The sequence below is a fragment of the Krasilnikovia sp. MM14-A1004 genome (assembly GCF_047159485.1).
GTDB lineage: Bacteria > Actinomycetota > Actinomycetes > Mycobacteriales > Micromonosporaceae > Actinoplanes.
Genome location: NZ_AP038773.1, coordinates 6,923,881 through 6,945,480 on the forward strand (window position 1 = coordinate 6,923,881; position 21,600 = coordinate 6,945,480).

Here is a 21,600-nt window from a genome sequence, read left to right on the forward strand (position 1 = left end):
CTGCAAGGTGAAGTTCACTTCAACTCAAGGGATACCCGGCGTGGAGTTGCTCACCATCGGCGACATGGCGGCCCGCAGCGGCCTGGCCCCGTCCGCGCTGCGCTACTACGAGCGCGAGGGACTGATCCGGTCCACCCGTACCGGCGGCAACCAGCGCCGGTACGAGCGCGCGGAGCTGCGCCGGGTGGCGTTCATCCGGATCGCCCAACAGGTCGGTGTCTCCCTCGACGAGATCCGGACGGCACTGGCGTCGTTGCCCCAGAACCGCACCCCCACCAAGGCCGACTGGGCGCGGCTGTCCGCCCGCTGGCGCAAGGGCCTCGACGACCGGATCTCGCTCATGGAACGCCTGCGCGACCAGCTCTCCGGATGCATCGGCTGCGGCTGCCTGTCGCTGCAGCGCTGCAAGCTGGTCAATCCGAGCGACCTGCTGAGCGAGCAGGGCACCGGGCCACGCAAGCTCCTGTCCGCCGACTGACCCTCAGGGCAACAGCAGGATCTTGCCCAGGTGATCACTGGCCTCCATCAGCCGGTGCGCCTCGGCGGCGTCACTCATCGCCACCGTACGGTCGATGATCGGGCGGATCGCCCCCGCGTCGACCAGCGGCCACACCTGTTCGCGCACCCCGCGGACGATCCGGGCCTTGTCCGCCACCGAACGGGCCCGCAGGGTCGTGGCGGCGACCGTGCCCCGCTTCGCCATCAGCGCGCCCAGGTCCAGCTCCCCCGTGCGCCCGCCCTGCAGGCCGATCACCGTGATCCGGCCGCCGGGCGCCAACGCGTCGATGTTGCGGCCCAGGTAGGCGCCGCCGATGATGTCGAGCACGACGTCCGCGCCGCGGCCGTCCGTGGCGTCCCGCACAGCCGCGACGAAATCCGTGTCGGTGTAGTCGATCGCCAGGTCGGCACCGAGCGCGCGGAGCCGCTCGTGCTTGGCGGCCCTGGCGGTCACCACGACCCGGGCGCCGAGGGCCACCCCGAGCTGGACCGCGAACGTGCCGATGCCGCCACCACCGCCGTGCACCAGCAGCGTCTCGCCCCTGCGCAACCGGGCGACGTCCACGACGTTCGACCACACGGTGCACGCCACCTCCGGCAGGGCCGCGGACTCCTGCACCGACAGGCCCTGCGGCACCGGCAGCAGTTGCCCCTCGGGCACGGCGACCCGCTGCGCGTAGCCGCCGCCGGACAGCAGGGCACAGACCCGCTGGCCCACCCGGTGGTCGGCCACGCCGGAGCCGGTCGCGCTGATCACGCCGGAGCATTCCAGCCCCGGGTACGGCGGAGCACCCGGCGGCGGCGGATAGTGGCCCCGCCGTTGCAGGACGTCGGCCCGGTTGACGGCGGCGGCGGTGACGTCCACGACGACCTCGCCCGGACCCGGCTCCGGATCGGGAACCTCTGTCCATTCGAGTGCGCCGGGACCGCCCGGTGTCTGGATCACGATGGCGTGCATGGGTCCACTCTGCCCGATCCGTGCGACAGCGGCCGTCTCTTCGCCAGTCGTGCGCCGGTGGCCGGCGCGGGCCCGGCGATGCCGACAGCCCGCGCCGGTCGCGGTCAGATCATGCCGGGAGTTGCCACTGCTGGTTCGCGCCGCCGGTGCACGACCAGATCTGCAGGCGGGTTCCGTTGGCCGAGCTGACATCGGTGGCGTCGAGGCAGGTCCCCGAGCCGGTGTTGACCAGGGCACCGTTCGAGGCGGTCCACTTCTGCGCGTTCGTGCCGTTGCAGTCGTACAGCTGGATCCTGGTGCCGTTGGCGGTGGCCCCGCCGGTGACGTCCAGGCACTTGCCGAGCGCCTGGACCGAGTTGTCCGCGGCCAGCGTCCAGCTCTGCGCGGCCGTCCCGTTGCAGTCGTACAGCTGCACCGGCGTGCCGTTCGCCGCGTTCGCCCCGGCCACGTCGACGCACTTGCCGCCGAAGCCGACGACCTGCCCGGTACGGCCGGTGCCGTCGCCCGACTGCGTGCCGGTCCAGGTGAACGTCGCCGACGTGCGGGCGGGCAGCGCGTACGTGAAGCTCTGTGCGCCCCAGTTCACCTTGACGGTCTGCGCACCGCCGGTGGTGTTGTACGCGATCAGCGCCTTCGAGCCGTCCGGGTTCCGGAAGGCGACGTTGGGCACGGCGCCGTTCGCGGTGGAGTCGATCCGGACCGCGCCGGGCCGGACGAACTTGGTCAGGTGCCCCATCGTGTAGTACTCGATCGTGTAGTCGACCTGGCCGCGCCGGGCGTCGTTGCGGTGCACGGTGACCAGCCCGGTGCAGGTGCCGCAACCACCGTTGTGCGGGCCCATGGCCTCGTCCACCGCCATGCTCCACTTCGTCCAGCTACGGCCCCAGTTGCGGAAATAGTCGACCAGGTCGCCCATGTCCTCGGCATGCTGGTCACCGACCCAGGTGCCACCGGAGTGCTCGGTGTTGTACTGGTTCACGCCGGGGAACAGCCCGTGCACTGTGGACTCGATTGCCGGGTCGCCGCCGTAGTCGTGCCAGGCGATGCCCCCGAAGTTCGGGTGGTTGCGGATCTCGCTGTCGTTGATCAGGGGCGACACCCACGCGTCGTACGTGTCGAAGTTCCAGTCGCCGATGAGCAGTTTGGTGTTCAGGCCGGCGTTCTGCAGCGCGGGCAACAGGTCCGTCCTGGCGAAGGAGGCCAGCCCGGAGGCGTTCCACTGCATCGACGGGTAGCCGGGGCAGCAGCCGGGCTCGTTCTGCTCCGTCACGTACCGGATCGGGATGTTCTGGGCCTGGTAGCCCTGGATGTACTTGACGAAGTACTGGGCGTACGTGCCGTAGTACTCGGCTCGTAGCCAGCCCTGGCTGTAGGCGTTGTTGTCCTTCATCCACGGCGGCGCCGACCACGGCGAGGCCATCACGAACAGCGCCGGATTGAGGACCCGCGCCTGCTTGGTCAACGCCATGATGTCCGCGTCGCGGTTGAGCGAGAAGTCGTTGAGGTCGCAGCACGTCGTGTCGTACGCATAGCTGCTCTGGGCCAGGTCCGACGAACCGATGACGTTGCGCAGAGCGCTCACGCCGATGCCCGCGTCCGGGTCGAACAGCTTGGTCATGACGTCGTTCTGGGTAGCCGGGGAGAGGGCGCCGCTGCCGCGGATGTCGAAGGCGGCGGTGTCGGTGATCGAGGCGCCCGCGCCCTCGAACTGCTGGTACGTCGCGTTCTCGTTGACCGTGATGGTCTGGTTCGCGGCGCCACTTCCACCGGTGAAGGTGATGGACGGTTGCGGTTGCAGACCGCGGGTGACCGTACGCCCGGCGCTGTCGCTCGTGGTGGTGAGGTAGACGCGGACCTGTTCGTTCGCGGCGAGCGCGGGCGGCGTGGGGATGAGGGTGGCTGAGGCGGTGAGGAGCGTGGCGGCCACGAGCCGCCTGCTGATGGGGGACATGGCGGGGATCTCCCTTGACCGGAGGTGGGGGCCTGACCGGATAGGTACGCAGCGAGAATTAACACCGTCGTCAATGTCATGTCAACAGCTTCACCTCTCGTCGAGCCGCTGTTTCCGCAGTTCAGGTGTCTTTTCAATGACTTAAAATAAGTTTCGTCAAAGGCAGGCGGCGCGGCGGGCTGCCGGGCAGGAGGCCGTGTGAGCCGAGTGCGGCCGTCTGGCAAACTGGGAGGCACCGCTCGGGAGGGCTCGCCTAGTGGCCGATGGCGCCGGTCTTGAAAACCGGTATGGGGAAACTCATCGTGGGTTCGAATCCCACGCCCTCCGCACTTCCTGATCACGAAAGAGGCCCCGTTGGCCAGCGCAAACGCTGGCCAACGGGGCCTCTTTTGTTTGATCGGCGAGTCTCACTCGATCTCAGTCGGATCCGTACCGGCTCGCTCGCCGCGACCATAGTGCGACCACGAACCTATGGGCGCCCGTCACCCATCCGCCTGATCGTCGGGCAGGTTGAGCGCTGCCTCGATCCGGCGACGAGCCGCCTCGTCCTGCCCTTCAATGCACTTCGCGTAGACCTTGAGCAGGACGTGCACGCTGTGCCCCGCCCACTCGGCGACCTGGGTCGCGGGGACGCCGGCATTGAGCCAGAGCGACACGGCCGCGTGCCGCAGGTGATATGGCACCTTGGCCAGCGGAGAACGCTGCTGTGCGGGCGTGAGCGCGACCAGCCGGGCTTGCCGCCACACCCGCGCGTACGTCTCCTTCGACACCGAGTGCTGCCCAATCCCCTGCGTGACGAACAGGCGTCCGTCCGCGCCGTGCCCGTGCTCGGCAATGTGCCAGCGCAGCGCCCTCACGAGCGGCGGCGGCGCGGGGACCGGGCGGACCGCTGTCTTGGCCCGATGCTTCAACTCGCGGTCCTCGCGAATGGCTGAACTGTCATTGCCCCAGTCCAAGCCGACGTACTGAGTCGATCCCGACAGGCGCAACATCCCCCATCCGCTCTCGGGCAGTTCGCAGTCATCGACCCGAAGATGCAGGGCCTCAGCAGGCCGCAAGGCGGCGTAGTACATGCAGGCGAAGAACGCGACCAGCTTCGGCGCCTTGTCCTGCACGGCAGCAAGCAACGCGAGTGCCTGGCTCGGGTTGACCACGGACCGCCGATCCACTTCATCGGTGGACTTCGGTGCGCTCCACTGCACGTAGTCCATCGGATGTGACCCCAGGAGACGCAGCTCAACGGCGTACCGAAGTGCGCCGTAGAACACGGCTCGCCTGCGCGCCACGGTGTTCGCCGCGGCGGACCGTCCGTCCAAGCGCAGCGCCAACGCGTCGAGCGCCTTCCGGACGAGAGCAGCGTCCTGCAGGTCGCCGAGATTGACGGTGTTGGCGCTGATCCACCGAATCACGGGCGCCAGGTCATCCGGGGGCGGCCCAACATCCCGCCGCGCCTTGTTGAACGCCCAGGAGTAGAGCGCCCGTCGGATCTCCGGGTCGCTCGGTGCACCACGGCTGCCCGTCAGGAGTGCTGTGGTCACGTACGTCAGTGCCTCAGCGATGCTCTTGCGGTGCGCGGCGGCCGAGCGGGGCCACTTCATGTCGACGAAGGCCATGGCGTGCTCGTACCACGTCCGGGTGTTGAGTTCCCGTGCCATCGGCTCGGGCAGCCCACTCGACTCGTCGAACGCCACTCCTTCCCGCTGCGCGGTGACGAGCTTCGCCCGAAAGCTCTCCGCGAGTGCCTTGGTCTGAAAGCGGTCACCGAACACGTGGCCCGCGACGACCCAGCGAAGTCGGTATGTGCTGCGGGGCTTACCGGTCTTCCGGTCCTTGCCCTTGTGTTCTTGGATATTCCAGATTCGGACGTCATAAGTGCTCATGCGGCTTGCGATTCCTCTCGGGTCGACAACCACGCTTCAAAGTCGGTGCGGCGGATGACGATCTGGCGGTTGGGCAGCTTGTACGTGCGAGGTGCCTGGCCGAGCGCCTTCCAACGGAAGAAGGTCGACCGGGGTACGTCCAGTTCGTCGAGGAAGTCAGCGAGTGTCAGGAAGTTGCGTGCCATCGGGGTGCGGCCTCCCACTGGCGAGGGGTTCCAGGGCGGATGAGGGTTGCGACAGCGGGCTTTCAACGGTCGGGAGTCTGGGGTGGACGGTGTGGCAGCCGGTTCAGGAGGCGGACTTCTACCGGCCCGCTGAGAACGCCGCAGAGTCAAGATCCGGGGTGGCCCGGTAACAGGCGATAGGCCGGACCCGCTGTGTGGCTCTGAGGGCGTCGGCTCTTGCGCGGTGGCCTCTGGTCCGGTTGGGCATGGAGGTTGTCTGCCAGAACTGCCAGAACTGCCAGAACCTCGGCGGGTGGGGGGTTGTGGCGGTTGTGGCAGTTCTGGCAGAGCCCTCATGCGGTCCTCCGGGTGCCGCCGAGCGGGTGCACGGGGGCGGCCGGTTGGTGGACGTCGGGGTGCACGAGGTAGCTGGGTGAGGGCGGGCGACCCCCGGCCTTGCTGGATGCGGGCGGGTCGAGCTGGCGCAGGTAGCCGTGGGCTTCCAGAACGGCCAAGGGCGGATCGAAGTCGGCGGCGGTGGGGATCTGCGATGACTTGAGCGCGCGGAACACCTCGCGTTTGGTGAAGGCACGGGTGCCGGTGCGTTCGATCCAGCCGAGAATGGTGCGGGCGTTGCGGGTGTGCTGGTCGGCGCCCATGTCGTCGAACGCGGCGAGGGCGTGGGCGGCGTAGTAGTCGCCGATCATCGCGGCGCGTTCCACCGTGTCGGCGTTGACCGGTCGTTCCCACCCGTCGCGCAGGTGTTCGGCGAGGTGGAGTAGCCCGGCGATGCGGACGACGGCGCCGGTGTACTTGCTGCCCCAGTCCACGATGTGCGCCCACGCCCCGCCGGGGGCGAGCCGGGGTTCGACCTGGCGTTCGATATCGAGCACCAGCTCGTTGGCGTCGGGGGTGAGCACGAGCACGGCCGGGTCGGTCCAGTCGGCCAGCGACAACACCAGGGCCTTGAGGCTGGCGTGGTACGCCTCGGCGACCTCGGCGGGGATCGGGTCGGCGCCAATCTTGCGGCGTCCGACGGTGTTCTCGGGCAGGGCGAACAGGATGCGGGCGAGCAGGCCGAGGCCGCGGAAGCCGGGCATTCCCGCGATGTCGCGCAGGATCTCGGGTTGCACGGCGAGGCCCATGGTGAGGGCGGGGTGGTCGACGTGTTCGGCCTCGCGCGACAGGCGGCCGACGCGCATCAGGTCCCCGGCGTGGCCTTTGAGGAACACCTCCAGGTTGGGGGTGCCGGAGTAGCGCCCGGCGATGGTGGCGAAGATCCCGCCCTCCGGGGAGAGCACGGCGAGGCGTCCGCCCTGCTTGGCGAGCAGGGACGCGGCGGTCTCGCTGGTCACGTCGTCGGCGACCAACTGCGGTTCGGCCGGCACGGTGATGGCCTCGGCGTTCATCGCGGCGGCGGTGGCCTCGGCGACCAGCGTGTCCCGCCCCGACGCGTCCGCGTTCGCCGCCGCGAGCGCGGCCTTCTCGGCGGCCTTACCGGCGACCTTGGCGCTGATCCCGGCCTCGATGATCGCGGGTGCGGTCTTGGCGATGAGGGCCTTCTCGGCGGCCAGGATCGCGGCGACCATCGCGGCGAACACCGCCGACTTCCGCGACCCCGGCGGCAGCACCACGACCGTGTACAGGTTGGTGGGCTCACGCCACGACCCGCGCACCTCCACAACGACCCGGCCCCCGGCGGCGGTGGACAGACAGGCCAGGGCGAGGCTCCCAGCCAAATCGAGGGGCGTTTGGGTGAACTCGGCGACCGCGAACACCTGCTCGGCCAGCCAGGTCGGTAGCAGCTCGGCCGGGAAGACGGGAAGGTGGCGGCCCTTGCCGAGCGGGATCAGCGGCGCCCACCCGCCCGGCGTTGCCGCGTCGTCGAGTAGCGCCCGTCCGGTCGCCAGCAGTCCGGCTGCGTCGGCGCCCGTGGTGGCGAGCTGCGCGAGCTGGGTGCCGAGGTCGGCGACCTTTCGCCGCTTCGCCAGGTCGGCGACGATCCGCGCGTAGTGCCCGGCGTTGGCGGCCGATGGGAGGTCGGCGGTGAGGGTGTGCAGGTAGGGTGCCCCGCCCACCTGGGCGAGGTCGCCGGTCTCGGCCAGGTGGGAGGTGACGGTGATCGGATCGGTTGGGGTACCGGCAGCGTGCATGGCGGTCATCGCCTGCCACAACACGGTGTGGTCGGGCCGGTAGAAGTCGCCGGGCGCGATCGTTGCGGCCAATTCGGCCATCAGGTGTGGGGCGAGCAGGGCGGCTCCGATGACGGCCTGCTCGGCGGCCAGGTCGTACCCGGCGGACTGGGCCACGGGTTTCCTCCTTTGCAGCAGGGCGGGTGGTTAGCGACGGCGGCGTGCCGGTCGTTTCGGGGCGGGTACGAGCCCGGCGGCGACGTCCGCGGTGTGCTTGGCGTCGGCGTGTAGGGCGCAGAGCAGGAGTTCACCGTCGTGGCTGGTGCGGCGGCGGGTCGCAGTGCGGATGTCGAGACGGCCGTGTCCGTGTCGGGCGTGGACGATTTGGACGCAGTGGGTGCACTGCACGCGGTTGGTGGGGTGGTAGCTGGCCCACCGCACCTCGGTGACCTTCGGCGGGGCGGGCAGGTTGGGCCGGTCGGGTTCGCCGAACAGCGGCAGCGTTTCGATGTCGCTCATGCGGCTACCGCCGCTCCCGAGCGGCATCCGTAGGGTGAGCAGCCGTCGGGGTCGCCCAGCTCGGCGAGCGCGTCGAAGATGTCCGGCGACCGGTCGGCCCACTCCCCCCGCGTCACCCGGTCAATCGGGGCCAGCGCCAGGGGTATCCGTGAGCGATGCAGGAATGCCTGGCCGTGCAGGGGCAGGCCGCGGGCGCCGCCCTTGCGGATCGCGGTGTCGAAGGCGATGGCGTCGGCCCACTCGTCGGGGTGCTGGTCGCGCATGGCGCGCCATTGGGCGTTGCCGTGGAACGGGCACCCGATGCACGCGCTCTTGACGGTGCTCCCCCAGCCGCGGGCGACGAGCCAGCGCAGGCAGTCTTTGCGGGACATGCCCAGCTCCAGTAGCGGGTACCGCTTACGGACATACGAGAGCCGGTCATGGTCGGAGACGCGGTGGATCTCGTCGGTGGAAAAGCCGATCCACTGCTCGGCCACCCGGCCGGCCGGAACCCTCCGGTACAGGGGCGGGGCGGCGCCGAGCAGTTCCCGCACCTTGCGGTTGATCGGCTTGAGTTTGTACTCGGCGGTGCACTGGCGGCGGCCCATCCCGTCGGTGCCGTCCGGGTTGCGCACGTAGTACGGCACGCTGGCGAACCGATGGGTCGGGTCGAGCGAGTCAGTACGCAGGTTCCCCGCGGACACCCGGTACATCGGGATACCCGCATCCGCCAGGACCGCGGCAAGGCGGTCAACCTGGGCGTACACCTGCGCGGGTTCCCAACCGGTGTCGGCAAAGACGACCCCATCAAGGCGAGGCAGTAGGCCCTCGGCGGCCATCAGGGCGAGGACCGTGGATTGCACCCCTGCGCCGCAGGACTGCAACCGCAACGTCGGGGCGATTGCATGAGGCATCAGGCAGCCCTCCGGGCCAAGTCGGCGGCCCGCGAGAGCAGGGCCCGCAGGTCGGTCAGGGCAGTGCGGAGCTGGACGCGGGCGGTGTACTCGTCGCGGCCGAGGCGGATGCGGGCGCGGATCTCGCCGTACTCGCGGCCGCGCTGGTCGCGGACGCGGTGGAGGACGGCCCGGCCCAGTCCGGGGAGGGTGACGGTGATGTCGTCGGAGCGGTGTTCGGCGTGGTCGCAGCGGTGGTCGGCGACGCACCATCCGGTGTGGGCGCTCATCGGCTTGCTCCGTTGCGGGTGCGGGCGGTGGTGGCGTCGTGGTGGATGCGGGCGAGGAAGTTGTAGGTGCGGCGGCCGTAGCGCAGTCGGAGGCCGGAGCCTTTGCAGCGGCGGCAGGTGCGCAGTCGTCGGGTGATGAGGCGCGGGTGGCTGCCGGTCTTCTTGCAGCGCCAGCAGCGGCCGAACGGCAGCGCCCAGCACAACGCTGCGTAACCAATGGCGAGGGTGGTAGCGGCGAGCAGGGGGGTCACGGAATGCCTCCAGGGGCGGGTTTGGGGCCTGTTTTCGGCATGGCGCTACCCACTACCTGCGGAAAGTCGTCGCAGGCAGGGGTTAGTGGAGGGAGGTAGCGGCACGGGTAGCGTTGCCGCTACCTGCCTGCCTGCCGCTACCTCAACCGCTACCTAACTGTCCGTATCGGACGGCCTCTCAACGTCGCCCGCGTCGGCGGCTCGGGTGGCGGTGTCGCGGTCGGCGATGAGCTTGCGGAGTTCGGGGACCTTGTAGCCCTTGCGGTTGCGTCCGGCGACTTTCACGTCGACCGACGCGAGGTGCTGTGCGCGGGCCAGCTCGGACAGCGCGTCCTGGGTGAGGGCCGGGTATGCCTCGGGCCACCGCTCGGTCAGCGCGGGTGCGGCTTTGTCCCAGTGCTGGCCGTTGCTCGCTGCGACTTCGAGGAGGTCGGCGAGCAGATCACGGGCGGCGGGGAGGTTGTCCCCGCCGACCACGACGCCCTGGCGCAGGGCGATGGCGCGGCGGATGATGCGGCCGGATTCCCGGTGGTCGGGGAAGTGGTTGCGGACGGAGGTGGGTTCGGCCAGTCCGGTGAGGACGCCCCATCCGGCGTCGATGCCGGGCCGGTAGATGGTGCCGGTGATGCCGCGCTTGTAGGCGCCGGTGCCGAGGATCATGTCGTTGGCGACCTGGTCGGGAACGGCGAGGCACCAGCGAATCCCGATGTTGCGGGTGATCCCGGTGGGCAGGCTGTCCTTGTCGGGGATCTGGGTGATGATGACCAGCGTGATCGCCAGGGCACGGCCCCGCTTGGCGAGGCGTTCGGCGGCCAGCCCGGCTTCCTTGCCGACGGTCGAGTCGCCGAACAGCTCGTGGGCCTCGTCGATGACGATGACGATCGGGTGCAGCCCGGATCCGGGCTTGGCGGCCAACTGCGGAGTGACTTTCCGCTCGGGTGCTTCCCCGCGCAGGTAGGCGTCCTTGATGCGCTTGCCGCGTCGTTCGGCCTCGGCCAGGCCCCAGTTCAGGATGTTGAGTCCGGCGGCCATGTCCTCGTCGGCGAGGCCGCAGACGTAGGTGGAGCAGAGCGGTTCCATGTCGAGGAAGTCGCCGGTGCCCTTGTACTCGGCGATCTTGACTTCGACGGTGGGGTCGAGCAGGAACGTGGTGACCAGCGACCGGCCCGCGAAGGACTTGCCGGAGCCGGGCCTTCCTCCGATCAGGTAGTTCATGCCGAATCCCTGTGCCTTGATCGGCCGGAGGCGCTGGTCGTAGCCGAACTCGGTCAGCTCGAAATAGCTGGTGCGGGCATTGTCGTCGGTCAGCGACCAGCGCGGCTTGCCCATCTTGCTGGCGGGCTTGTAGCCGACCCACAGGTCGACCTGCCCGGCATGGTCCGGGCCGGGGGTGGGCCATACCTGGTCGACAGGCAGGCGCAATGCCGAGGACAGGGCGCCGCGGCGTTCGAGGACCTTGACGGCTTCCAGACCCTCGGGCAGGTCGATGCGGGCCAACCAGCCGGGTCCGTCGCGGTGGATGCCGGGGTGTTTGAACGCGATCGAGGCGGGATCCTTCATCGCGGCGATGCCGAGGTTGGTGAAGGCGGAGCGGACCATCTCGGCGGTGAGCTTGGTAAACTTCGGCCCGTTGGAGACGCGGTCGATGATCGGGGTGTCGATCGGCCGGCCAACTCGGGCCATCACCACGACCAGCGCGGCCAGCGCGGCCCACCAGCCAAGCCGCGGAACCGTGTCGGTTGCGGCCAGGACCAGCAACGTGATGGCCAGGACGATGGTGGCAGGGAGGACCAGCCACCAGCGACCCTTGGACTCCTTGGAGCGGGTGCGGTTGAGGGACTGCCAGGTGTAAGCGTCGTTGGCGTTCGCCGCGTGCTGCCGCAGCGCCCAGTTTCCCTCCTCCGCACTCGCCCAGCGCACGACCTTCCCGATCGTGCGGAACAGGCCCTTGGGGGCGTACCACAGGGTCTTGGCGAGGTACTTCGGTGAGCGGGTTAGGTAGAAGGCGAGGGTGTATCCGGCGAGGTCAGCGGCCACGTAGACCTGGGCACGGAACTCCCGGCGATCCCGGAGCCAGGCGGGCCAGATCGGGATCCGGGGGCGGGTCGTCAACGTCGCCCAGGTCGTCGTGACCGGGATGTCCTCTGCGTCGACGGGCACACCCTCGATGACCTCACCGACGGGCACGGTTTCGGCGTCCGGGGTGGGTACGAGCGTGCCGGACCCGGCAGCGTCGGTGGTGGGGACGAGTCGCAGGTAGCGTTCGGGCTCGTCGTCGGGGGTCAGGGTCGGGGTGGTGGTCATCAGACTCGGATCCCTTCGGCTTGCTCGGCGACATGGGTCAGGCGGGCATGGATCGCGGGGAGCTGGTGGCGGCGCGGCAAGCTCGGGGTGTCCTGCTCGGCGGCGATGAACGCGAGCGTGGAGCGGACCCCGCCGAGGAGTTGGCCGAGCAGGTGACGAAGGAACGCGTTCCGCTTCTCCAGCTCGGCGATGTGCCGGTGCAGGGCCGGGCATCGGGTGCACGGGGCGTCAGCCATCAGCGGTGCTCCGATCCGTGGCGGCGGTCGAGGTGTTGGGGGTAGTCCTGGTCGTGGCCTGCCGGGCAGCGGCCCAGCTCACCGCCGGAGGTGACGGTGACGGTGCATCGGCACGGCAGGGTGACCGGAATCAGGGCGCAGACGACTGCGGTGCGTGGGTGCGGGAGCATGGGGTTCCTGTCTCTGTGAGACCCCGCGTGAGCGGGATCGAAGGGGTGGGACCGGCGGCGCGGTGCGAGGTTGGGAAGCCGGAGGGCCGTGCCGCCGGGCGAACTCAGAACGGGCGCCGGGGCGGGGGCTGGTGCGCGAGCAGGGCGTTGATGACGGCGGTCATGTGCTCGGCGATGTACTGCCGGTCGTAGTCGTCGTTGAGCCGGTCGTCGGCCCAGTCCGCGAGCAGGCGTAGGTTGATGTGCAGGGTGGCGAGTTCGTTGACGCGGTACACCTCGCGGGGCTCGGTCATGACGGCTCTCCTGTTCGGTGGGTGGTGAGGTGGGCGTGCATGAGGTGGGCCAGGGCGGCGCCCATGCCGAGCACGGCGACCGGGATGCACGCGACCAGCGCGGTGATCGGCCACGGGGCGGCCGTCCAGTGCCAGGCGGTCATCAGGTGGTAGGTGATCTGCCCCAGCCCGCCCAGGGCGAGTGAGGCGATGGCGGAGCGCTTCGCGAACCGGCGCGCCTCCCCCACTACGCGGCCGGACAGCCACACCCACAGGGCATAGGCGGCGTAGGTTTCGACGCCGATCGGCAGGGTGATCGCGGTGTCGACCTGGAAGCCATCCGCGATCCCCGGCAGCAGGGTGACCTTGCCGAATCCGGTGAGCCGTCCCATCTCGACCCACCCGGCCCAGATCGCGACGAACGCGGGCAAGCACAGGATCAGCACCGGCCAGGTGACCGGCCGCCGGACCGGCGCGGCCTGCTCCGTCACCTGCTCGGCGGTGGTGATGTCGTCAGGTGCGGGCGGTTCGGGTGTGTTGTCAGGGGCTGGAGCGAACGGCGGTGTGCCGAACTCCGGGCCGCGTACGTCGGTGATGCGTAGCGGCTCGGCCTGGCCGAAGACCCGCTGCGCCTCGTCCTCCACCCACACAATCGATTCGGGCGGCGCGGGTTCGGGTTCGGCCAGGGCGGCGAGCACGAGGTTTGCCTTCGGCGCGCCGATCCGGAACCGCTTCATGAGCTGGTTGCGGGTCGGGGCCTTGCCTAGCTCGGCTGTGTAGGCGCAGGCCAGGGGGATCAGGTCGTCGACGGCGGTCGGATAGGCGCTGCGGGACAGCGTGGTCGCGGTCATCGGCCGTCTCCGTTCGCGAGGTCGGAGGCGAACGAGGCCAGCCCCGACGCGATCGCATGAACGGCGTTGGCGGCGTTGTGCGGGTTGCTGATCGCGTAGAACACCGCGAACGCCAACGCAATCAGCCCGGCGGCCTTGCGCAGGTTCATCAGGCCACCGCCTTCCGGGCGGCAGGGTTGGCGGCCAGCTCGGCGGCGACGCGGGTGACGCGGGCCTCGGCCCGGCGCAGACGGCGCCAGTCCAGAACGGTCGGGCCGCCACGATCAGCGGCGTACAGCATGGCGATCTCGGCGTTGACCACGTCCAGCTCGGCCTCGATCAGAGGCCACTCGTCCTCGATCGCGGCCAGCTCGGCGACGGTGGGTTCATCGCTGGTACGGCGGAGCTTCCTCACGGTGTTTCCTCCACGGTGGGAGGTCGGCGCGGCGGCAGCACGATGCGGCTACAGCCGCGCCGACCAGCAAGAAGCAGGGGCGGATGCACGGACCTGAGCCGTGCGCGGCGACCTTTTCGGCGGTTGCTACGGGGAGGCGCGACCCACTGAATTCAGTTCTCAACGTGCAGTCCGACACGACGGCTCGTAGGCGTGCGTGACGCTGACGCGCCCCGCCTTCCCCGGCGACCTTCGGCGGCCCGAACAGGATGACCAGATTGACTAGACAATCTGTTCGTTGAGCCGAGAGTGGCACGAGTCATGCCGAGGCGTCAAGAGGGCTGACCACATTGACTAGACATTCGCAGGTCAGACGCGTAGAACTGATGCGTGAACACCTTCCGAGGCGCCACCCTCCCCGCGTACCAGCGGATCGCGGCCAGCCTGCGCGACCGCATCACCTCGGGCGCGCTGGCGCCTGGGGAGCAGCTGCCCACCGAACAGGAGCTGTCCGAAGAGTTCGGCGTTGCGCGTCAGACAGTCCGCAACGGCCTGGGCGCGCTCGTAGCCGAGGGCCTGGTCGTCTCGCGGCGTCCGCATGGTCACTTCGTCAGGCAGCTTGAGCACATGGTGTATCGGCCGCAGGCGGAATCGCGGCCCCAACCGGCGACGCCTGAGATGGACCGCTACTGCCAGCAGATCACTGCGGAAGGTCGGGTGCCATCGCAGACGATCGAGGTGTCACTCATCAAGGCCCCGGCCGAGATTGCAAAGCGCCTCGAACTGGCCGAAGGCGAGCTAGTCGTAGCGCGCAGGAGGGTTCGCTTCATTAATGGCGAGCCAGTGAATACAAACGACTCACACTTCCCGCTGGACATCGTTCGCGACTCTGAAATCATGTCACCGGCTGACATTGCACAGGGAACGAATCAATACCTAGCCGATCTCGGACATCCTCAAGCCAGGGCGATTGATGAGTATTTCATCCGCATGCCTACGCCCGATGAAGCACAACGCTTGAGCCTGGGCGCTGGAACACCTGTCGCCCTGCATTACGTCACGGGATACACCCAGGACGGGCGGCCCGTGCGTTGTACGTCAAACGTCCTGCCGGGGGATCGTCACGTGATCGTGTATGAACGCGCATGGGAGTGAGTGCCCTGAACACCTTTACTATCCGGCAGGCGCGACCCGATGAGTTTGAGACGGTATTCGAGCTACTTGCCGAGGGCGTGAACTGGCTCCGCAGCCGGGGACTAGACCAGTGGTCCACATGGGAGAAGTGGCGCACAAAGATGCGGCCTTCTCTAGAGCGGGGAGACGTTTGGTTCCTGTGTGATGGAGACACCCTCATCGGCACCGTCACGGTGGAAATCGACGGCGACGCGGATTTCTGGACTCCTGATGAACTGGCGGAACCTGCCGGTTATGTCTCCAAGCTCTATGTCCGACGAGCCCGCGCGGGCGATGAGCTAGGCAGGCTGCTGCTGGAATGGGCAGGAGATCACGCGTACCGGTTCGGGTGCAATTGGTTGCGACTCGATGCTTGGAAGAGCAACCCGGATCTGCATGCGTACTACCGCGATCGGGGCTGGACCTACCTTCGAACCGTCGACGTTCCGGGCCGTTACTCAGGTGCACTATTCCAGACTTTGGCCCAGCCGCTCAGTGGAGCAACGCGTTCGCGCCTGTCGGAGATCCCACAGATTCCAACTCTCGACGCACCTATGTCCGTCCCCGGCGACTCGGTCGATACCGCGGGAAATTGGCGACCGTGCCACATACACCAAGTGCCAGAATTTGCAGTCGAGTATCCGCAGCTCGGTCCTCGACCGCTCTTGGTGGTGCCGGGATACCGGTACCGCTTCCGCTTCGTGGAGAACGGATGGCTGCTCGACAGCAGCCAACCCGGCTCGCCCTGGCAGGCAGCTGGCCGCGTGACTGAGTGCCTGCGGCGGCTCGATCCCGACGCGAGGTACGTCCTGACCCACGACGATCGAAAGCCATGCAGCGTGCGAATGGCAGTGGTCAAGCCGGGCCGATCCCTAGCCGTCACTACGTAGCCACGAGTCCCGGACAGGTGCCTACAGAAGGAATCTGGCGCTCTACTTCGACAATCCGTTGCCTAGATTCACCGTGGATCGCTTCTTACGAAAGCTAACAATTGGGACATGGCGAAGGGACTCAACAGGTAGCGAGTTGCCGTACGGCCGTTTCTGCCTTCTGATATGCCTCTCGCCGAGAGGCGGCAAGATCTGCCTGCAATGCCAGGGCCAAGGACTCCAACACATGTTCGGTCAGCGGTCGAACCACTTCAGATTGCCCCATGTTGGCGGGTATTGACCATTCCCGCTCAAATATTAGCCGGTGGAGGTTTGTAACGCCGACAGTGGCGTATCGGGACCGAGGTGAGCGAAAGACGATGCCATCAAGCAGCCCAGGACCCTCATCGTCGTCGACGTTCCGCTCATCCTCCGCCGAAAGCGGAACGTACAACCAGAGTGAAATGTCGCCGGTGTAGCCCACCACGCGCCAGAACAAGTGAGCCTCGCCCCCGCTCCGGAACACCCCGAGCGTCGGAACGCCGTTATACCGATCGAAGATCTCTACTTCTTCCACAGCCGCCAGCGGAGCCCAAGCCAAGTTGCCGAGTTCCGGCATCACACCGCTACTCATCAGTCCTCCCCGGCGCAAGTGAAGCACTGGTCGAACGTTGACGCCATAGCATCGTCCCACTCTTTGAAACCCTCAGAGTCACTAGGTGGGTAGACCGACACATGCAGAGGGTTGCCAGGTGTAGGCGAATGCCGCACCTCGAAGCCAACTGCCCGCAACCGGCCGACGGTCGTGTACCGAGCGGCGGCCCCCGGCTGGACGGTCTTCGTGACCAACAACGCAGCAGCCATCGGCGTCTGGCGTCCCAGGATTAGAGACATCTCGATCTCGCCGATCGCTACACGAAGCCGGTTGTGGAACTCCTCGCCCTCCTGCCCAAACTGCGTCAGTTCAGGCTCGTCTGCCAAGTCCTGGACTACGGCTTTTCTGCCCTTGCCCACACCCCACCTTTTAGCGGTATATCGGCGTCCGGAAGGCGAAAGTTACCCAACTTTGGTCATACGTTCGTGTCGTCATGCAGACAGCACGCCTCATTGCCTTCCCTGACACCTTCATGTACTCTACGTCACAATTTTAGGCTACTAGCCCGATATCGGCCACAGAGTCACCCCCAGGTGGCCTCGCTCGCCGCAGGGGCAGCGGTCTCAATACTGGTCTCAGTTGCGCCGGAAGGCACCGCTTCTCCGCCCCCGTCCGCCTGTGTTCACGACGGTTCGCTTGAAAGCTAGGCCGCTGGTCGACGGCCAGGTAGCTGACGGGCGACGGATGCCTCCGGACGCACCCGGACGCACCCACTCAGACTTGGAAAGCGTGTTGCCGGGAGTGATGGCCTCGCTGTGGCTAGCCGCAGCAAGCACCGAGGCGTCCCCACAAGCGGGCAGTTACGTGTTCGCTCGCTTGTCTAATCCAGCGGTATTCCTCGTGCGGTCGGCGTGCCGTAGTTTGGCGAGCGTGTTGGCCGCGTCACGGTGTCCAGCTTCGAACGCGTCCGGCTCGGCGGCCGCGAGTTGCTCGAAATACTGGACGCCTTCGGCGGTCAGTGCAACAACCTCGTTAGTGACTGCGTCGACTCGGAGCGCCACAGCACCCAAGTTCGTCAATGACCTAGCAAGGCCCGGCAGGTAGGCGCCGCGGGTAACTTCGACCAACTCCCGGCGGAGGCTGACGGCTTCCTGGCTGGCTTGTAGCGCGTCGGCGCTTCGACCCGCCTCTGCTAGGCGGTTCGCTTGGTTGTTGAGCGAGGTGGCGAGGTCGGGCAGGTAGGCACCGCGGTTGAGCTCGACCAGCTCCCGGCGCAGGCTGACGGCTTCCTGGCTGGTTTCCAGCGCGTCGGCGCTTCGACCCGCCGCTGCGAGGTGCAGCCCATGGTTGTTGAGCGAATTGGCCAGGTTGGGCAGGTAGGCATCGCGATTGAGCTCAACCAGCCCGCGGTACAGGTTGACGGCTTCCTGGCTGGCTTGTAGCGCGTCGGCGCTTCGACCCGCCGCTGCCAGGCGCACCCCACAGTTATTGAGCGAGGTGGCCAGGTCGGGCAGATAGGCATCGCGATTGAGCTCAACCAGCTCCCGGCCCAGGCTGACGGCTTCCTCGCTGGTTTCCAGCGCGTCGGCGCGTTGGCCCACCTCTGCTAGGCGGTTCGCGTGGTTGTTGAGCGAGGTGGCCAGGTCGGGCAGGTAGGCATCGCGATTGAGCTCAACCAGCTCCCGGCCCAGGCTGACGGCTTCCTCGCTGGTTTCCAGCGCGTCGGCGCGTTGGCCCACCTCCGCCAGGCGGTTCGCGTGGTTGTTGAGCGAGGTGGCCAGGTCGGGCAGGTAGGCGTCGCGATTGAGCTCAACCAGCTCCCGGCGCAGGCTGACGGCTTCCTCGCTGGTTTCCAGCGCGTCGGCGCGTCGGCCCACCTCCGCCAGGCGGTTCGCGTGGTTGTTGAGCGAGGTGGCCAGGTCGGGCAGGTAGGCGTCGCGATTGAGCTCAACCAGCTCCCGGCGCAGGCTGACGGCTTCCTCGCTGGTTTCCAGCGCGTCGGCGCGTCGGCCCACCTCCGCCAGGCGCAGCCCATAGTTGTTGAGCGAACCGGCCAGGTCGGGCAGGTAGGCGTCGCGATTGAGCTCAACCAGCTCCCGGTACAGGTTGAGGACTTCGTGGCTGGTTTCCAGCGCGTCGGCGCGTCGGCCCGCCTCTGCTAGGCGGTTCGCGTGGTTGTTGAGCGAGATGGCGAGGTCGGGCAGGTAGGCGTCGCGATTGAGCTCGACCAGCCCGCGGTACAGGCTGACGGCTTCCTCGCTGGTTTCCAGCGCGTCGGCGCGTCGGCCGGTCCCCGCCAACTGGATCGCGTGGTTGTTGAGCGAGCCAGCCAGGTTGGGCAGGTAGGCGTCGCGATTGAGCTCAACCAGCTCCCGACGCAGGCTGACGGCTTCCTCGCTGGCTTGCAGCGCGTCGGCGCGTCGGCCCGCCTCTGCTAGGCGGTTCGCGTGGTTGTTGAGCGAGTTGGCGAGGTCGGGCAGGTAGGCGTCGCGATTGAGCTCAACCAGCTCCCGGCGCAGGCTGACGGCTTCCTCGCTGGTTTCCAGCGCGTCGGCGCGTTGGCCCACCTCCGCCAGGCGCAGCCCATGATTGTTGAGCGAGTTGGCGAGGTCGGGCAGGTAGGCGTCGCGATTGAGCTCAACCAGCTCCCGGCGCAGGTTGACGGCTTCCTCGCTGGTTTCCAGCGCGTCGGCGCGTTGGCCCACCTCCGCCAGGCGCAGCCCATGATTGTTGAGCGAGATGGCCAGGTCGGGCAGGTAGGCATCGCGATTGAGCTCAACCAGCTCCCGGCCCAGGTTGACGGCTTCCTCGCTGGTTTCCAGCGCGTCGGGCCGTCGGCCCACCTCCGCCAGGCGCAGCCCATGATTGTTGAGCGAGATGGCCAGGTCAGGCAGGTAGGCATCGCGATTGAGCTCAACCAGCTCCCGACGCAGGCTGACGGCTTCCTCGCTGGCTTGTACTGCGTCGGTGCGTCGGCCGGCCTCTCCCAGGCGCACGCCGTGGTTGTTCAGCGAGTTGGCCAGGTCGGGCAGGTGGGCGTCGCGGTTGAGCTCGACCAGCTCGCGGTACAGGTTGAGGGCTTCGTGGCTGGTTTCCAGCGCGTCGGCGCGTCGGCCCGCCGCTGCTAGGCGGTTCGCGTGGTTGTTGAGCGAGTTGGCCAGGTTGGGCAGGTAGGCGTCGCGGTTGAGCTCGACCAGCTCCCGGTACAGGTTGACGGCTTCCTGGCTGGCTTGCAGCGCGTCGGCGCGTCGGCCTGCCTCCGCCAACCGAATCGCGTGAATGCTGGTCCAACCCGCTCTGTCGGCGATCGGGGCATCCGCGGGGAGGAGAGTGAGGATGCGGGCGGTCAACGACAGCGCGAGCGGACCGAGTTCTAGCGAGGGATAGGGCACCGTCCTGGCCAGCCCTTTCGCCCAGTCGGAATCGATATGCGAACTGGCGAGCAGTCGCACTGCCCGCGAGGCGAAAACGCCAGGGAATTGGACTCCAACCTCGGCCACCGCCTGGACCATGCGGGGGAGGTCAGCCGCGAGCGCAGTATCGATCAGCGCTTCCGCGTCGGGTTGGTGCACCCGCGCCCGTCCCAACATTGTCAAGGCCCGCTTCGCCTGCCCCGAGGACAACCGGACCAACACCACTTCCCGGTCACCTTCCGCGCACGAGGTCAGGACCTGCACCGCCAGAGCCTCCGCTAGCAGGTCCGGCTGCACCACACCCAACACGGCCCCTGCCTCAGTCGGGTACAAGCCAGATAACCACGACACAAACCGGGTCAGCCGCGACTCATCTGCATCCGCCAGCAGGGGCGCCCGCCGGACCACCTGCTCGACTTCGGCTGGCGTGTCCGCGCCGACCAACGCGGCGATTCCTACCACCTGCCGCAGCGCCTCGCCGCCAGCAGGATCGTCGGTGGTGCCGAGCAATTTCGCTTGCCGTGCGGTGTGCAACCAATATCGGCTCTCGTGCCCCAGCAGTTCGCCCAGCACGTCGTAGTTGCCCTGGCGGTGTGCCCCATCGAGTACCGCGACCAATGCGTCAGCGTGCAATCGCAGCACCGGGGTATTGGCTGGCCACGCACGCCTCTCGTCCGCTTCCGGCTCCGGCCGTCCCAGCACTGCTGCGAAGGCCGCCGCCGCCTCCGACACGATCGTTGGCGCATCGTGCACATCGTCGACCTGGGCTGGCAGGTCGACCACCACACTCGGCGCTGCCGTCAATGCGTCGACCAGATGCGCCTGTTGCGGGAACGCCGCCGACAGGGTCTGCCACCACAATCCCGCCGTCCGCGCCAGCAGTAGTACCCGAACGCCGTCCGCTCGCTGCGCCGCACCCAACATCGTTGCCAACGCCGCGCGATCCCGCGAATCCGCGTAGTCCGCCACCAGCAGCGAACGAGGCCCGAAGTTCCCCGACGTGATCAGCTCTGCGGCCTGCGCCTCAGCATGTGGGCTAATCCATTCGCATCGCCACCCTGTCAATCGAGACGCAAACTCTCGGGCGAGCCGGGTCTTGCCCACTCCGCCAGCGCCTACCAGCAGGCGTACCGCCACGTCCGAGTCATTTGCCCACAACTCCAGCTGCCGCAACACCCAGCCGCGGCCGAAGAACGGCACCACCCCCCGTTCCGGACGCAGCAACCACGCCACGGACTCCGGCAGCTCTGCGACACGCACTCGCGCCACCGCGTCAGCCTGGGCGTGCTTCTGGTCCCGCGCCGCCGCAACATGATCGGTCGCCGACGGCCCGAATGCACCCACCACTCCAGCAACGGCAGCCGCGACGACAGTCCAGCCCTGCTTGTCATCGGCCAAGGCCGCCCAAGCAGCCGCACCACAAACCAGCGCAGGCACGATCACCCACAAGCCGTACCTACGCAACCGACTCCAGCGGCCTACCGGCATTCCCGAAGCCTACCGACAGTCACTAGAGGGCTACGCCAAGATCATGGAGTTCGGTGGGCAGGGGAATAGCTCGACGACTGGCCGGACAGCTGATGATCACTATGCGGTGCCGGGGTTGGATGGCTCCGTCCGTCTCGGCATCAGGCTGAGGTAGCTGGCCCATGAGCCGTGCGATGAACTCACCTGAACACCCCCCGCACGACCATTGATCGATCTTGTAAGCGAGATGCCGTCGCCGGGAAAGCGCTCATTTGCCGACAACAGATCGGCCTTGGCAGGGTGTATTCCGTGCCGCCGATCGCAACGGTGACTCGCCTCACCAGAGTCCGAACTCGGCGGTT

22 protein-coding genes and 1 tRNA gene are annotated in these 21,600 nt (G+C 67.9%); 4 read left to right on the plus strand and 19 right to left on the minus strand.

The features are described from left to right. The first annotated feature begins 40 nt into the window (after window positions 1–40). Window positions 41–478: a redox-sensitive transcriptional activator SoxR gene (gene soxR / locus ACMCNN_RS30280; RefSeq protein ID WP_412743863.1), complete on the plus strand. Its 438-nt coding sequence runs from the start codon at window positions 41–43 to the stop codon at window positions 476–478. Between the two features lie 3 nt (window positions 479–481). Here soxR and ACMCNN_RS30285 read toward each other — a convergent pair whose 3' ends face one another. Both ACMCNN_RS30285 and ACMCNN_RS30290 read right to left on the minus strand, forming a co-directional pair. Next, window positions 482–1,456, minus strand: a complete 975-nt coding sequence (locus tag ACMCNN_RS30285) for an NAD(P)H-quinone oxidoreductase (RefSeq protein WP_412743864.1) — start codon at window positions 1,454–1,456, stop codon at window positions 482–484. Window positions 1,457–1,565: 109 nt separating this feature from the next. Then, a complete protein-coding gene (locus tag ACMCNN_RS30290; protein ID WP_412743865.1) occupies window positions 1,566–3,407 on the minus strand; it encodes a ricin-type beta-trefoil lectin domain protein in 1,842 nt (613 codons plus the stop codon). A gap of 242 nt (window positions 3,408–3,649) precedes the next feature. Here ACMCNN_RS30290 and ACMCNN_RS30295 point away from each other — a divergent pair. Continuing rightward, window positions 3,650–3,734 (plus strand) — tRNA-Ser (locus ACMCNN_RS30295). A gap of 155 nt (window positions 3,735–3,889) precedes the next feature. On the opposite strand, the gene ACMCNN_RS30300 is transcribed toward ACMCNN_RS30295, so the two are convergent. From ACMCNN_RS30300 to ACMCNN_RS30365, 14 genes are all read right to left on the minus strand, one after another. Beyond that, entirely contained in the window at window positions 3,890–5,287 is a 1,398-nt protein-coding gene (locus ACMCNN_RS30300; RefSeq protein WP_412743866.1) for a tyrosine-type recombinase/integrase, read from the minus strand. After that, window positions 5,284–5,472: a helix-turn-helix transcriptional regulator gene (locus tag ACMCNN_RS30305; RefSeq protein WP_412743867.1), complete on the minus strand. Its 189-nt coding sequence runs from the start codon at window positions 5,470–5,472 to the stop codon at window positions 5,284–5,286. The genes ACMCNN_RS30300 and ACMCNN_RS30305 overlap by 4 nt, the downstream gene beginning before the upstream one ends. Before the next feature lie 332 nt (window positions 5,473–5,804). Then, on the minus strand, window positions 5,805–7,760 hold the full coding sequence (locus tag ACMCNN_RS30310) for a DUF3987 domain-containing protein (RefSeq protein WP_412743868.1): 1,956 nt from the start codon (window positions 7,758–7,760) through the stop codon (window positions 5,805–5,807). A 30-nt stretch (window positions 7,761–7,790) separates the two neighbouring features. Then, window positions 7,791–8,102: a hypothetical protein gene (locus ACMCNN_RS30315; RefSeq protein ID WP_412743869.1), complete on the minus strand. Its 312-nt coding sequence runs from the start codon at window positions 8,100–8,102 to the stop codon at window positions 7,791–7,793. Beyond that, window positions 8,099–8,995, minus strand: coding sequence for a hypothetical protein (locus tag ACMCNN_RS30320; RefSeq protein WP_412743870.1), 897 nt, complete (start codon window positions 8,993–8,995; stop codon window positions 8,099–8,101). The genes ACMCNN_RS30315 and ACMCNN_RS30320 overlap by 4 nt, the downstream gene beginning before the upstream one ends. After that, a complete protein-coding gene (locus tag ACMCNN_RS30325; protein ID WP_412743871.1) occupies window positions 8,995–9,264 on the minus strand; it encodes a hypothetical protein in 270 nt (89 codons plus the stop codon). Before ACMCNN_RS30325 ends, ACMCNN_RS30320 begins: the two co-directional genes overlap by 1 nt. After that, the gene (locus tag ACMCNN_RS30330; RefSeq protein WP_412743872.1) at window positions 9,261–9,515 is read right to left on the minus strand and encodes a hypothetical protein; all 255 of its coding nucleotides are present in this window, start codon (window positions 9,513–9,515) and stop codon (window positions 9,261–9,263) included. Before ACMCNN_RS30330 ends, ACMCNN_RS30325 begins: the two co-directional genes overlap by 4 nt. 153 nt (window positions 9,516–9,668) lie before the next feature. Then, window positions 9,669–11,819 carry an FtsK/SpoIIIE domain-containing protein gene (locus ACMCNN_RS30335; RefSeq protein ID WP_412743873.1) on the minus strand — a complete coding sequence of 717 codons (2,151 nt, stop codon included), beginning with the start codon at window positions 11,817–11,819 and terminating at the stop codon, window positions 9,669–9,671. Further along, on the minus strand, window positions 11,819–12,055 hold the full coding sequence (locus tag ACMCNN_RS30340) for a hypothetical protein (RefSeq protein ID WP_412743874.1): 237 nt from the start codon (window positions 12,053–12,055) through the stop codon (window positions 11,819–11,821). Before ACMCNN_RS30340 ends, ACMCNN_RS30335 begins: the two co-directional genes overlap by 1 nt. Further along, window positions 12,055–12,225: a hypothetical protein gene (locus tag ACMCNN_RS30345; RefSeq protein ID WP_412743875.1), complete on the minus strand. Its 171-nt coding sequence runs from the start codon at window positions 12,223–12,225 to the stop codon at window positions 12,055–12,057. The genes ACMCNN_RS30340 and ACMCNN_RS30345 overlap by 1 nt, the downstream gene beginning before the upstream one ends. 104 nt (window positions 12,226–12,329) lie before the next feature. Then, entirely contained in the window at window positions 12,330–12,518 is a 189-nt protein-coding gene (locus ACMCNN_RS30350) for a hypothetical protein (protein ID WP_412743876.1), read from the minus strand. Further along, complete coding sequence (locus ACMCNN_RS30355) at window positions 12,515–13,348, minus strand: ABC transporter permease (RefSeq protein ID WP_412743877.1); 834 nt, start codon at window positions 13,346–13,348, stop codon at window positions 12,515–12,517. Before ACMCNN_RS30355 ends, ACMCNN_RS30350 begins: the two co-directional genes overlap by 4 nt. Then, the gene (locus ACMCNN_RS30360) at window positions 13,345–13,497 is read right to left on the minus strand and encodes a hypothetical protein (protein WP_412743878.1); all 153 of its coding nucleotides are present in this window, start codon (window positions 13,495–13,497) and stop codon (window positions 13,345–13,347) included. The genes ACMCNN_RS30355 and ACMCNN_RS30360 overlap by 4 nt, the downstream gene beginning before the upstream one ends. Continuing rightward, window positions 13,497–13,742: a DUF6284 family protein gene (locus ACMCNN_RS30365; RefSeq protein WP_412743879.1), complete on the minus strand. Its 246-nt coding sequence runs from the start codon at window positions 13,740–13,742 to the stop codon at window positions 13,497–13,499. Before ACMCNN_RS30365 ends, ACMCNN_RS30360 begins: the two co-directional genes overlap by 1 nt. 369 nt (window positions 13,743–14,111) lie before the next feature. Here ACMCNN_RS30365 and ACMCNN_RS30370 point away from each other — a divergent pair, with 369 nt between their 5' ends. Further along, the gene (locus tag ACMCNN_RS30370) at window positions 14,112–14,876 is read left to right on the plus strand and encodes a GntR family transcriptional regulator (RefSeq protein WP_412743880.1); all 765 of its coding nucleotides are present in this window, start codon (window positions 14,112–14,114) and stop codon (window positions 14,874–14,876) included. Then, window positions 14,873–15,784 (plus strand): GNAT family N-acetyltransferase, encoded by a 912-nt coding sequence (locus ACMCNN_RS30375; RefSeq protein WP_412743881.1) that lies wholly within the window; start codon window positions 14,873–14,875, stop codon window positions 15,782–15,784. Before ACMCNN_RS30370 ends, ACMCNN_RS30375 begins: the two co-directional genes overlap by 4 nt. Window positions 15,785–15,905: 121 nt before the next feature. Here ACMCNN_RS30375 and ACMCNN_RS30380 read toward each other — a convergent pair whose 3' ends face one another. From ACMCNN_RS30380 to ACMCNN_RS30390, 3 genes are all read right to left on the minus strand, one after another. Next, complete coding sequence (locus ACMCNN_RS30380; protein WP_412743882.1) at window positions 15,906–16,397, minus strand: hypothetical protein; 492 nt, start codon at window positions 16,395–16,397, stop codon at window positions 15,906–15,908. Beyond that, on the minus strand, window positions 16,397–16,777 hold the full coding sequence (locus tag ACMCNN_RS30385; protein WP_412743883.1) for a hypothetical protein: 381 nt from the start codon (window positions 16,775–16,777) through the stop codon (window positions 16,397–16,399). Before ACMCNN_RS30385 ends, ACMCNN_RS30380 begins: the two co-directional genes overlap by 1 nt. A gap of 441 nt (window positions 16,778–17,218) precedes the next feature. Beyond that, window positions 17,219–21,214, minus strand: coding sequence for a tetratricopeptide repeat protein (locus tag ACMCNN_RS30390; protein WP_412743884.1), 3,996 nt, complete (start codon window positions 21,212–21,214; stop codon window positions 17,219–17,221). Between the last annotated feature and the right edge of the window lie 386 nt (window positions 21,215–21,600).

Excerpts from the sequence above, each read along its gene's own strand:
- ACMCNN_RS30305 (WP_412743867.1), bottom strand. The coding sequence starts at position 5,472 with ATGGCACGCAACTTCCTGACACTCGCTGACTTCCTCGACGAACTGGAC.
- ACMCNN_RS30300 (WP_412743866.1), bottom strand. The coding sequence starts at position 5,287 with ATGAGCACTTATGACGTCCGAATCTGGAATATCCAAGAACACAAGGGC.
- ACMCNN_RS30355 (WP_412743877.1), bottom strand. The coding sequence starts at position 13,348 with ATGACCGCGACCACGCTGTCCCGCAGCGCCTATCCGACCGCCGTCGAC.
- ACMCNN_RS30335 (WP_412743873.1), bottom strand. The coding sequence starts at position 11,819 with ATGACCACCACCCCGACCCTGACCCCCGACGACGAGCCCGAACGCTAC.
- ACMCNN_RS30290 (WP_412743865.1), bottom strand. The coding sequence starts at position 3,407 with ATGTCCCCCATCAGCAGGCGGCTCGTGGCCGCCACGCTCCTCACCGCC.
- ACMCNN_RS30340 (WP_412743874.1), bottom strand. The coding sequence starts at position 12,055 with ATGGCTGACGCCCCGTGCACCCGATGCCCGGCCCTGCACCGGCACATC.
- ACMCNN_RS30325 (WP_412743871.1), bottom strand. The coding sequence starts at position 9,264 with ATGAGCGCCCACACCGGATGGTGCGTCGCCGACCACCGCTGCGACCAC.
- ACMCNN_RS30315 (WP_412743869.1), bottom strand. The coding sequence starts at position 8,102 with ATGAGCGACATCGAAACGCTGCCGCTGTTCGGCGAACCCGACCGGCCC.
- ACMCNN_RS30350 (WP_412743876.1), bottom strand. The coding sequence starts at position 12,518 with ATGACCGAGCCCCGCGAGGTGTACCGCGTCAACGAACTCGCCACCCTG.
- ACMCNN_RS30360 (WP_412743878.1), bottom strand. The coding sequence starts at position 13,497 with ATGAACCTGCGCAAGGCCGCCGGGCTGATTGCGTTGGCGTTCGCGGTG.
- ACMCNN_RS30345 (WP_412743875.1), bottom strand. The coding sequence starts at position 12,225 with ATGCTCCCGCACCCACGCACCGCAGTCGTCTGCGCCCTGATTCCGGTC.
- ACMCNN_RS30380 (WP_412743882.1), bottom strand. The coding sequence starts at position 16,397 with ATGAGTAGCGGTGTGATGCCGGAACTCGGCAACTTGGCTTGGGCTCCG.
- ACMCNN_RS30285 (WP_412743864.1), bottom strand. The coding sequence starts at position 1,456 with ATGCACGCCATCGTGATCCAGACACCGGGCGGTCCCGGCGCACTCGAA.
- ACMCNN_RS30320 (WP_412743870.1), bottom strand. The coding sequence starts at position 8,995 with ATGCCTCATGCAATCGCCCCGACGTTGCGGTTGCAGTCCTGCGGCGCA.